At 42.9% G+C, this 12308-nt stretch carries 9 protein-coding genes, 1 tRNA gene and 1 riboswitch; of the genes, 5 read left to right on the top strand and 5 right to left on the bottom strand.

Annotated features, from left to right (window positions below; translation table 11 throughout):
• Positions 1-525: a DUF6428 family protein gene (locus EOD41_RS13305; RefSeq protein WP_127705687.1), complete on the bottom strand. Its 525-nt coding sequence runs from the start codon at positions 523-525 to the stop codon at positions 1-3.
• Between the two features lie 43 nt (positions 526-568).
• Positions 569-901, bottom strand: coding sequence for an ArsR/SmtB family transcription factor (locus tag EOD41_RS13300; protein ID WP_127705685.1), 333 nt, complete (start codon positions 899-901; stop codon positions 569-571).
• 115 nt (positions 902-1016) lie between these two features.
• A riboswitch (SAM riboswitch) is annotated at positions 1017-1127 on the top strand.
• 127 nt (positions 1128-1254) lie between these two features.
• On the opposite strand from EOD41_RS13300, the gene metH reads away from it, so the two are divergent.
• The 3 genes from metH (at position 1255) to EOD41_RS13285 (ending at position 7271) form a co-directional block, all read left to right on the top strand.
• Positions 1255-4929, top strand: coding sequence for a methionine synthase (gene metH / locus EOD41_RS13295; protein WP_127705683.1), 3675 nt, complete (start codon positions 1255-1257; stop codon positions 4927-4929).
• Between the two features lie 87 nt (positions 4930-5016).
• On the top strand, positions 5017-5973 hold the full coding sequence (gene metF, locus EOD41_RS13290; protein WP_127705681.1) for a methylenetetrahydrofolate reductase [NAD(P)H]: 957 nt from the start codon (positions 5017-5019) through the stop codon (positions 5971-5973).
• Positions 5974-5996: 23 nt separating this feature from the next.
• Entirely contained in the window at positions 5997-7271 is a 1275-nt protein-coding gene (locus EOD41_RS13285) for a hypothetical protein (protein WP_127705679.1), read from the top strand.
• A gap of 235 nt (positions 7272-7506) precedes the next feature.
• Here the strand turns inward: EOD41_RS13285 and EOD41_RS13280 are convergent, their stop codons facing one another.
• The 3 genes from EOD41_RS13280 to era all read right to left on the bottom strand — a co-directional run bounded on the left by EOD41_RS13280 (position 7507) and on the right by era (position 10517).
• Complete coding sequence (locus EOD41_RS13280; RefSeq protein ID WP_127705677.1) at positions 7507-8115, bottom strand: HAD family hydrolase; 609 nt, start codon at positions 8113-8115, stop codon at positions 7507-7509.
• Between the two features lie 94 nt (positions 8116-8209).
• Entirely contained in the window at positions 8210-9511 is a 1302-nt protein-coding gene (der, locus tag EOD41_RS13275) for a ribosome biogenesis GTPase Der (RefSeq protein ID WP_127705675.1), read from the bottom strand.
• Between the two features lie 130 nt (positions 9512-9641).
• Positions 9642-10517, bottom strand: coding sequence for a GTPase Era (gene era, locus EOD41_RS13270; RefSeq protein WP_127705673.1), 876 nt, complete (start codon positions 10515-10517; stop codon positions 9642-9644).
• A 146-nt stretch (positions 10518-10663) separates the two neighbouring features.
• Here era and EOD41_RS13265 point away from each other — a divergent pair.
• A tRNA-Met gene (locus tag EOD41_RS13265) sits at positions 10664-10736 on the top strand.
• 391 nt (positions 10737-11127) lie between these two features.
• A complete protein-coding gene (gene porV / locus EOD41_RS13260; protein ID WP_127705671.1) occupies positions 11128-12270 on the top strand; it encodes a type IX secretion system outer membrane channel protein PorV in 1143 nt (380 codons plus the stop codon).
• Positions 12271-12308 lie beyond the last annotated feature (38 nt).

The raw sequence follows: 12308 nt of genomic DNA, 5'->3' as shown, positions 1-12308 counted from the left end.
TTAGCAGCAGCCTCCGCCTGGGGTACAAGTATTACCAGAAAGACTGACTAATTCAATTTTTTGTTTTTCGGCGGGTATGCCACAATTGCCATCCCTGTCAATAGCCTTACATTGTACAGTATCCGGACGAAGATCAATTATCAGATCATCGCCAATTTGCGTGATGCTATTCGGATGCATTTGCCTTGCTTCATAGGCGGAATTGCCAAACTCAACCTTAACAACAGCCAGTGGGTTAAGCGATAGTTTGCTTTCTACCAGATTGAAAATTGATAGTGCTTTCTTAACCTTCATGGGCTTTAATTGCTGCCTGTTTTCGGGCTCATAAAGCTGCACAATCACTTCTGTCCAGGCGTTCATAACGCCGCCGCAATCAACCGACGTTATCGGAGCCTGCTTTACTTCGGTAATGTGGTATGAAGCATCAACAAACTTGCCATCGTCATACTGAAATTGCAGATCAAGGTCAGGCTGTGCTTCCAATGCGGCCTTAAAATCTGTCCAATTAGTTTTAAGTTTTTCCATTATTTATATATTGCAATATTGCGATTAATTATTCTAAATTTTTTTAGCAGCAATTACTGTTAATACCGCTGTATGTTTTAAAGAAGCCGGTGAGTTGCTTTTCCAGCTTTGCCCAAGCTTTTGGCTCAATGCAATAGCAAATGCTGACACCTTCAATAGTGCCCTGTATCAGTCCTGCACTTTTCAATTCTTTTAAATGTTGTGAAATCGTGGCTTGCGCTAAACCAAGCTCTTCCACTAAGTCTCCGCATATGCAGGCATTCGCGCTGATGATATGCTGCAAAATAGCGATACGTGCAGGATGAGCCAACGCTTTTAACATCACAGCAAGATGATTTTGCTCATCAGTAAATATTTCTGTTTTGGTAATGCCCATGTCAATCGCAATATTACGATTAATTGTATAATAATCAAATTTTTCTAAACTTTTTCTAAACTTAAAGATAACCCAAAGCCCTTGCACATTATAAACTTATTGTGCACTTTTGCACTGCTTATAGAGAAAGACGGAGGGATTAGACCCTGCGAAGTCTTAGCAACCTGTGCTTACAAGGTGCTACATTCTACTTAACAGCTAACTGAGCGGTTAAGACAGATAAGCGAAAGTCAAATAAACACCCGACTTTTCGACATAAGCTTTATCAGTGTGCAGTTTTTAGTTGGCAGCTTGCAGTTATTTGCATGTTTACAATTTAAGCTAACCGCGCACTGGCAACCGCTAACTGAACAATGGATATCAGAAAAGAACTTGAGAAACGCATATTAGTGATTGACGGCGCAATGGGTACCATGATACAGCGATACCAGTTGAGCGAGGCCGATTTTCGCGGTGAGCGTTTCCGTGACCATTTGCATGACCTCAAGGGTAATAACGACCTGCTGAATATCACGCGCCCCGACGTGATCAAGGCCATACATGCCGAGTACCTGGATGCCGGGGCAGATATTATCGAGACGAATACTTTCAGCACGCAGCGCATTTCATTGGCCGACTACCACATGGAAGATCTGGCCTACGAACTAAGCTACGAGGGCGCGCGTCTTGCCCGCGAGGTGGCCGGCGAATACAACAAAAAAACACCTGAAAAGCCACGCTTTGTGGCCGGTGCGGTTGGTCCGACAAACCGTACGGCGTCAATATCCCCTGATGTAAACGATCCGGGTTATCGAGCCGTGAACTTTGACGATTTGGCCGAAGCCTACTACGAGCAGGTACGCGGACTGGTTGACGGCGGCTCGGACCTGCTGCTGGTTGAAACCATATTCGATACACTAAACGCCAAAGCGGCGTTGTTTGCCATACAGCGCTACGCCGAAGAAAGCGGCAAGCACCTGCCAATAATGATATCAGGCACTATAACAGATGCTTCGGGGCGTACGCTTTCAGGGCAAACAGTTGAGGCGTTCTGGAACTCGATACGCCATGCCAACTTGCTTTCGGTTGGTTTGAATTGTGCTTTGGGGGCTAAGGAGATGCGTCCGTACCTGGAAGAACTTTCTGAAAAAGCAGATGTATTCATCTCAGCCTACCCTAACGCGGGTTTGCCGAATGAATTTGGCGCATATGATGAAACACCACACGAAACAGCCCACCAGGTTGATGATTTTATTCGTGCCGGGCTGGTGAACATTGTCGGCGGCTGCTGCGGCACCACCCCCGACCATATAAAATGTATTGCCGAAAAAGCGGCCCGTTTCGAGCCGCGTAAAATACCACAAATTGAACCTTACCTGCGCCTTAGCGGCCTGGAAGCGGTTACGCTTACCCCCGAAACCAACTTTGTGAACGTGGGCGAGCGCACCAATATCACCGGGTCGCCGAAGTTTTCTAAACTGATACTGGCTGAAGATTATGAGGCCGCGCTTACCGTTGCCCGTCAGCAGGTGGAAGGCGGCGCGCAGGTGATCGACATCAACATGGACGAGGGCATGATTGACTCAGAAGCCGTGATGGTGAAATTCCTGAACCTGGTTGCTTCTGAACCTGATATTGCCAAGTTGCCCATCATGATCGACTCGTCGAAATGGACGGTGATTGAGGCAGGATTAAAGTGCCTGCAAGGCAAGGGTATTGTTAACTCGATATCCCTTAAAGAAGGCGAAGAAAAATTTAAAGAATACGCACGTAAGGTGTTAAGCTACGGCGCGGCCGTTGTGGTAATGGCTTTTGACGAAACCGGTCAGGCCGACTCATTGGAACGCCGTATTGAGATATGTAAACGATCGTACGATATATTGGTGAATGAAGTGGGTTTTCCGCCGCAGGATATCATTTTCGACCCTAATATATTAACCGTAGCCACCGGGTTGGAAGAACACAACAATTATGCTGTCGACTTTATTGAGGCTACGCGATGGATAAAGCAAAATCTGCCGCATGCCAAAGTGAGTGGTGGGGTAAGTAATATTTCGTTCTCATTCCGCGGTAATAATGTGGTGCGCGAGGCTATGCACTCGGCGTTTTTATACCATGCTATTAAAGCCGGGTTGGATATGGGCATTGTAAACGCCGGTATGCTTGAGGTGTACGAGGAGATACCTAAAGATCTGCTGGTACTGGTTGAGGATGTACTGCTAAACCGCCGTCCCGACGCTACTGAGCGCCTGGTGGAGTTTGCCGATACCATAAAAAGCAAGGGCAAAGAGATTATTAAAGATGAAGAATGGCGTAAAGACCCGGTAGAAAAGCGCCTGTCGCATGCGCTGGTAAAGGGTATTATTGAATACCTTGATGCTGATGTTGAAGAAGCAAGGCAGCAATATGCCCGTCCGTTGGAGGTGATTGAAGGGCCGCTGATGGATGGCATGAACATCGTAGGCGACCTATTTGGCGCCGGCAAAATGTTTTTGCCGCAGGTGGTAAAATCGGCTCGCGTAATGAAAAAGGCCGTAGCTTACCTGTTGCCTTTTATAGAAGCGGAGAAAGCGCAAAATGCCGATGGTGCATCGCGCTCAAACGCAGGTAAGGTGCTTATGGCAACTGTAAAGGGCGATGTACACGACATTGGCAAAAATATAGTAGGCGTAGTGCTGGCTTGTAATAACTTCGAGATTATCGACCTTGGGGTAATGGTGCCCGCGCAACGCATTATTGAGGAAGCCAAGAAACAGCAGGTAGATATTATCGGCCTGAGCGGATTGATAACGCCTTCGCTTGACGAGATGGTGCATTTTGCTAAAGAGATGGAGCGCGAAGGTTTTACTATTCCACTGATATTGGGTGGGGCAACAACCTCACGCATACATGCCGCGGTTAAGGTGGCGCCAAACTATTCAGGGCCAACCATACACGTGCTTGATGCTTCACGAAGCGTAACCGTTTGCAGCAACTTAATGAATCGTGAACAGCGCGATGAGTACACAGCCGGTATTCGTGCCGAATATGATAAAGCCCGCGAAGCGCACCTGAACAAACGTAACGACAAGCGCTTTGTAAGCATTGTTGACGCGCGGGGGCTAAAATGCCAGATAAACCTGAACGGGTCGATACCAAACAAGCCGACATTTACCGGCACAAAAGTTTTTGAATCCTTCCCGCTGGAAGAACTGGTTCCGTATATCGACTGGACACCATTTTTTCATACCTGGGAACTCCGAGGCAGCTACCCTAAAATATTTGATGATAAGTTTGTTGGCGACGAAGCCAAAAAACTATTCGACGACGCTCAGGTGTTGCTGAAAAAGATAATTGACGAAAAGCTATTGCATGCTAACGGTGTTATCGGTTTTTGGCCGGCAAACAGTGTAGGAGATGATATTGAATTGTATACCGACGAAACGCGGCAAACCATTATTACTCGAATCCATACTTTACGCCAGCAGGCCGAAAAGGCGCAGGGCGAGCCGTATTATGCACTTGCCGACTTTATTGCGCCAAAAGAAAGCGGCGTAGCCGACTACTGGGGTGGCTTTGCCGTAACCGCCGGATTGGGCTGCGACGAATTAGTGGCCGAGTTTGAAAAAGACCACGATGATTACAACAGCATTATGGCCAAAGCCATTGCCGACCGTCTTGCTGAAGCATTCGCCGAAAAAATGCACGAACTGGTACGTAAACAATACTGGGGCTATGCCAAGGACGAAGACTTGAACAATAACGAACTGATAAAGGAGGAATATCAGGGTATCCGCCCGGCACCGGGTTATCCTGCCTGCCCTGACCATACCGAAAAAACTACGTTGTTTGAACTGCTGAAAGCCGAAGACAACGCCCATATGCACCTTACCGAAAGCCTTGCCATGACACCCGCAGCATCAGTAAGCGGGTTTTACTTTGCACATCCGCAGGCAAGATATTTCGGGCTGGGTAAAATTAGTAAAGACCAGGTAGAAGACTACGCCCGCCGCAAAGGTATGACCGTAGAAGAAACCGAAAAATGGCTGGGCCCTAATTTGAACTATTGAGCCCCCCAGCCCCCTGAAGGGGGAGTAAGGATTAACTGAAAATTTAAACCATATAAAGAAAATTCCCCCTTTAGGGGGTTAGGGGAAATGAAAATCACCGATCATATAAAAAACGCCAACGGCAAAACACTTTTTTCGTTTGAATTGATACCGCCTTTAAAAGGACAAAGCATACAGGGTATTTATAACGCTATCGACCCGTTGATGGAATTTAAACCGCCGTTTATTGATGTTACTTCGCTGCGCGAAGATTATATCTATAAACAACATGATAATGGCCTTCTGGAGAAGCTTAGTTACCGTAAACGCCCGGGCACCATTGCTATTTGCGCCGCTATTATGAATAAGTATGGTGTTGATACAGTACCACATTTATTATGCGGTGGCTTTACCAAGGATGAAACCGAGAACGCGCTTATCGACCTGAATTTTCTTGGTATTGAGAACGTGCTGGTACTGCGAGGCGATGCGCGCCGTGGCGACGCCACCTTTGTGCCAACCACAGGCGGCCATTGTTATGCCACTGATTTGCTGCAACAAGTGGTGAATATGAACAATGGCAAATACCTGCATGAGGACTACGACGGAATAGAAAAAACTAATTTCTGCATTGGGGTTGCCGGTTATCCGGAAAAACATTTTGAGGCACCTAATTTGAAAAGCGATTTCAACTATCTTAAACAAAAGGTAGATATGGGTGCCGAGTTCATCGTAACCCAGATGTTTTTTGATAACCAGAAATATTTCGACTTTGTACGTAAATGCAGGGAGAACGATATCAATGTACCTATCATTCCGGGTTTGAAGCCTATTACTGCGTCAAAACAATTGGTAAGCCTGTCAAAAACATTCTTTATTGACATGCCTGAAGATCTTTGCGACGCGGTGAATGCCTGCAAAACTGAAAAAGACGTTAAAGAAATTGGTATTGAATGGATGATAAATCAATGCAAAGAATTAGTTAACTTCGGCGTGCCGGTTTTGCACTTTTATACTATGAGTAACCCTGGCCCGACAAGAAGAATCGCAGAAGCTATATTTTAATTTCATTATCAACCTAAACCTAAATGAAACGCTTTTATTTGATACTGGCGGTAGTATTTCTGCCTTTTATTACAAATGCCCAGTCAAACTATCAGGAGGGCTACATTATAAAAAACAACGGAGATAGTATACAAGGGCAGATTAACGTGCGCGACTGGCTTTACAACCCACAAAGTATTGAATTTAAACAAGCCGGCGAGGTAACAAATACAGTTAGCCTTTCAGCTAATGATATAAAAAAATTTTCAGCAGGGACAGATATAACTTATATAAGTTATACAGGTAAAATTTCAAAAAATAAAAATGTATACCCCGGGTTAGACACTGGCCTTGACAGTGTTTCAATTATAAATACTTATTTTCTTAAACAGCTCGTTTCGGCGCCGCTTGTAAGTTTGTACTTACTTAACGTTGAAGATAAAACTACTTTTTTTTATAAAGAAGCTAATAGTCAGCTTATAGAACTTAAATACTATCAATATTATACCGCGTCAAACAAAAGCGCCATAGAAAAAACCACTCCATATATCTATCAGCTAATTTACCTGGCTAAAAAGTATGGGGGTAATAAAGCGTCCGGAAATACTTCAATACAAAGAATTGCTTACAGCCAAAAAGAATTAACAAAATATTTCGAAAAACTAAACGGTGTTATAGCTGCAAAAACAAAGCAATCCAAATCACAGTTTTTTGCAGGTGTTGGATTAAATTTTAACCAGGTTACCCCAACACCTTTTAATTCTTCCACACTTACTACAGGATTAAGGTTCAATGATAACAAAATCAATAGTATCTCACCTAAATTAAGTTTAGGTTACAATACGGCAATTATACCAAACACCGGCCGCTATATTTTTCGAAGCGAATTATCATTTACTTATTTGAAAGCTGAAGTAAAAGGGCAGCATTTCACTCCTCAGGGTAAAGAGATTAAACATGTTTATCAACTTAATCAATATACAGCAACATTGTCTCCACAATTTATTATAAATCTTTACAACACTAAAAAATTCAAATATTTTATAAGTGGCGGTCTTAATGGTAATTTTTCTATCTATCCAAAAAAACAATTGGTATTTGATGATGGGTCGGTGCTTGAAAATGCCGAATATCCGGTGAGCGCCAAAGCGATATGGTTAAGTTTTCCTTTCCAAACAGGTGCGGTATTCAATAAACGAATAGAAGTTTCGGCCGGCTATACAGTATCAAGCACATTTGCAAGTTCCTACAATGTATCACTCAGAAACCCTGCAATTTTCGCAGGAGTAAAATACTTTTTCGGAAGAAATAATTTATAGATGAAGGTGGCGGTATGTCTCTTAATATCCCATTCTATCCTACAATAAAGTAAAAAGGCGAACGCTGAGGCTTCCGTATGCAACAAAGTTGCTTAACAAGTTAAGTACATTATGGATTAACATACCACTTACGAAAAGCATGGTTATCAATAATACTTAGAAGTATTTGCGGGCTCCGATAACTGATCAGTACAGCGGTAACTATTAAGCTTTCTTTAAATGATGTTTTTAACTATCAGATGCTGACATTGAGAATAGCCAGTTGATGTTTTAATTCGCTTGCCGATGTAAAATGCACGGCATTCATACCTAATGCTTCGGCTGCCACAATATTACGATGGTTATCATCTATAAATAAGGCTTCTTCGGATTTTATGTTATACCTGTCAAGCAATATCTGATAAAACTCAGGAAACGGTTTGCGGGTGCGTTCAACGCCTGATATCACTATGCCATCAAACCAATCCAAGAAATCATACTTTGCTTTGGCAATCTCAAAAGTTTCGGCGCTCCAATTGGTGAGTGCGTAAATTTTGTACTTGCCGCTGTCTTTCAGTTGTTTAAAAATTTCAACAGTATCATCAATAGCGCCACCCAGCATTTCTTCCCAACGGCCATAAAAGGCACGGATATTTTCGGCATGGTCCGGAAATTTGGTCACCAGAAAATCGGCGCCTTCCTGCAGGCTGCGACCTGCATCCTGCTCCTCGTTCCATTCGGGCGTGCATATGGTTGACAGGAAGGTTTGCATTTCCTGCTCATCGGCAAATATTTTACGGTAAAGATATTGCGGGTTCCAGTCAATTAAAACAGCTCCAAGATCGAATATTATGGTATTTATCATAGGGTGAGGGCGCGGCGTGTGGTACAAGGCGTTATCTGTATAACATATTTTGTTATTTGCACATCTGCATATCCACTCATCCGCATATCAAAATCTATTTCTGCCTGAACCACACTTGTATTGGTGCGCCTGAGAACTCAAAGTTTTCGCGGAGCTTGTTTTCGATAAAGCGATAGTAAGGCTCTTTAACATATTGCGGCAGGTTGCAAAAAAAGGCAAACATTGGCGATGTCCCGTTTATCTGCGTAGCATATTTTATCTTAACATATTTACCTTTTATTGATGGCGGCGGAAAGCTTTCAATAATCGGCAGCATGGCATCATTAAGCTTTGAGGTAGATATTTTACGCGACCGGTTTTCGTAAACCTTATTTGCCGTTTCGATAACTTTAAGAACCCGTTGCTTTTCGGTAACAGATGTAAATACGATAGGCACATCAGTAAACGGCGCTATTTTTTGCTTTATCTGGTCTTCAAAAACTTTAACAGTTTTGCTGTTTTTTTCAATCAAATCCCATTTGTTCACCACTATCACAATACCTTTTTTATTCTTTTCGGCAAGGTGAAATATATTAATATCCTGCGATTCGAGGCCTTCTACAGCATCAATCATCAGTATCACCACATCAGCCTCTTCAAGCGCTTTAATGGTACGCATAACCGAATAAAACTCTATGTTTTCCTTTACCTTGGTTTTTTTACGCAGACCGGCGGTATCAATCAGCATAAAATCGTGCCCGTACTGGTTGTAACGTATATGTATCGAATCGCGCGTGGTGCCGGCTATAGGGGTAACAATATTACGCTGCTGACCTATCAGAGCGTTTATAATTGACGATTTACCCACGTTGGGCCTACCAACAATGGCATATTTAGGCAATGTATTTTCTTCAAGCTCGGTATCTTCAAAATGTTTTACCACCTCATCAAGTAACTCACCGGTACCAGAGCCCGACATAGATGAAATATTATAAATTTCACCAAGCCCAAGGCTGTAAAATATGGTAGCATCGCTTTGCAGCATAGTGTTGTCTACCTTGTTTACCACCACAAGTACAGGTTTGTTGCCCCGGCGTAACAGGGCGGCTATTTCATCATCCAAATCGGTTATACCGGTAGTAACATCAACCATAAATAATATTACTGATGCTTCTTCAATGGCAATTACCACTTGTTCACGTATGGCGGCTTCAAAAACATCCTCGCTGTTGGCAACATAGCCACCGGTATCAATAACGGTGAAGGGTTTATTAATCCACTCGGCCATGCCATAATGCCTGTCGCGGGTTACGCCGCTAAAATCGTCAACTATGGCTTTGCGGGTTTCGGTTAGCCGGTTATACAGGGTTGATTTACCCACGTTGGGCCTGCCTACTATTGCTACTATGTTACTCATTGCTTTTATTTTAGAGTCAGGAATCAAGATGCAGGAATTAAGATAAGCTCATTCTGCACAAAGTTCCGTCACTTTTTTATTTTGAAAGAAGCTGTCTTAATTCCTGCTTCTTAATTCTTGATTCTATTTTTTACTCATAACCAAACTTTTTAAGGTAGTTTTTTTTGCTACGCCAGTCGGGTATTACTTTAACAAACATCTCCAAAAATATTTTACGCTGAAAAAATTCTTCCATATCCAACCGGGCATATTTGCCAACAATTTTCAGCATCTCACCGTTTTTGCCTATCAGGATATTTTTTTGCGAATCACGCTCAACAATTATTTCTGCGCTTATGCGGTGCAGCGTGTCTCCTTCCTGAAAAGCGGTAACAATAACCTCGGTACTGTACGGAATTTCTTTTTTATACTGTTTGAATATCTGCGCGCGTATCATCTCTGAGGCGAAAAAACGGTCGTTACGATCGGTAAGCGCTTCCTTATCGTAATAAGGCGGATGTTCAGGCAGGTTTTCTACTATGAAATCGATAAAACCTTTTACATCATGCATATGCAAAGCTGATATGGCAAACACGGCTTTCGGATTTAGCTTTTGTTTCCAGTACTCCACCTTTTGCAGTACGGTTGCTTCGTCGCTTTGGTCAATCTTGTTTATCAATACAACAAGCGGCGCTAACGAACCTTCCAGTTTTTCAAGCACCTCGTTCTCGTCATGCTTTTCGTTTATATCTGTTATCAGTAAAATTAGGTCGGCATCTACAATTGAGCCTTCAACCTGATGCATCATGCTTTCGTGCAGGGCATAATGAGGCTTTATGATACCTGGCGTGTCTGAAAAAACGATCTGGTAATCCTCATCATTCACTATACCAAGTATACGATGACGTGTAGTTTGTGCCTTGGGGGTAATGATAGACATTTTTTCGCCTACAAGCTGGTTCATCAGGGTCGACTTACCTGCGTTGGGTTTTCCAATGATACTAACAAAACCTGCCCTGTGACTCATAAAAAAAATATTTAAAATATTATTTGGACTGCAAAGAAACGAATTATATCTTTGCAGTCCAATTTAAAGGCAACACAAAATGCTTTTTTGCTAATTGGAACGCCTTTCCGGGGTTATGACGGAAAGAGACAACATATAAAATATAGTGCGGGATGGAGCAGTTGGTAGCTCGTCGGGCTCATAACCCGAAGGTCGTAGGTTCGAGTCCTGCTCCCGCTACCTGAAAAAAGGAAAGCCTCAAATTGATAAGATTTGGGGCTTTTCTGTTTTGGAAGCGTACCGAAGTAAGTTTGAAATTTGGTATCATTCAAAAAAACCAGTCGGTATCCTAAAATCCTTCGCAATTGTCTGTATCAATAAGTAACACCGAGCTCTGATAGTTGAATTTTAATTTAAGGAATATGTTAAAGCGCTAATATTTGGATCCGCTTAGCGTGAAAATAATGAATGAGGTATGATAATCTTGCAGAAAGGCTCTTTGTTAAGATTTCATTAATCTTTTATTATACCCGAAAAATATCCTTGCATGACTTTGCAATCGATTGCGAACGCCATACGCCCGTTTTCTTGGCTGCAATATAACAATTATCAACCTAATTGAAACCTATTAATGAAAAGTAAGCACAAGTTCCTTGTCGCAATCACAATGGCCGGTATACATACAAGCCATGCGAATGCGCAAAATTTATCATCCGACAATAATCGCGGTATTATCCAAACTTCATTCCCATCGTTACTTGTGGTACCTGAAGCACGGGCCGGTGCTATGGGCGAAGCAGGAGTTGCTACCATACCCGACGCTAATTCCGGAATTTATAATGCCGCGAAATTTGCATTTGTTGATAAACCAACGTCTTTTTCCCTATCATATTCCCCATGGTTAAAAAACCTGTCTTCTGGAATGAGTATATCATGCTTGTCGGCTTATCATCATATAAATGATCAATATACCATAGCAGCTTCTTTGCGCTATCTCTCAATTGGAAACATTGATCTTACAGATGATAATGGTGCCGTTACAGGAAATTACCGACCTAATGAATTCGCGTTTGATGCGACTATCGCTAAAAAGTATGGTGACAACTTTTCGTTAGCTGCAACAGCCCGATATATAAGGGCAAGCGCTTTAAGCAGTGTCGGTCAAAACGATACACGGTCACCAAATGCTTTCGCTATTGATGCGTCGGCTTATCTGAAAAACAAGGGCGCCTTATTCGGTGCCGCCGGGGAAACCACTTATGGGTTAAGTATCGCCAACATTGGTACAAAGGTACGATACAGCGATAATGGCGGGCGATATTTCTTGCCTGCAAACCTGCGGTTAGGTGCTGCTTCGGCATTTTCTATTAATGAAAAAAATAAATTTACTGTCGCGCTTGATCTAAACAAGCTTTTGGTACCCAGCCCTTCATCATCACCAAACGGTAACGACTTACTTATCCCGTCAGACAAGTCAGTACCTTCCGCTATTTTTAGTTCATTCAGCGACGCACCTGGTGGGTTTTCTGAGGAGCTTAAAGAAGTTGCTTTCAATTTTGGTACAGAATATCTTTTTAATAATCAGTTAGCGCTGCGTGCCGGGTATGTTTACGAAAATCCTGCGAAAGGTATTCGCCGCTATCTTACCTTGGGCGCCGGCTATGCCTACCAGGATTTTACTTTTGATTTCGCCTACCTGGCAGCCAATCAGCAAACCAGCCCGCTGGCCAATACCCTGCGTTTTACGCTTACCTATAACCTGTCAAAAAACTAATTACCTGAACCTCTGCACAACCAAATCATGAGAGAAAG

The organism is Mucilaginibacter limnophilus (assembly GCF_004005815.1).
Lineage (GTDB): Bacteria > Bacteroidota > Bacteroidia > Sphingobacteriales > Sphingobacteriaceae > Mucilaginibacter > Mucilaginibacter limnophilus.
The sequence above is the reverse complement of the archived record's forward strand: the minus strand, read 5'-3'. Positions and strand labels throughout refer to the sequence as shown.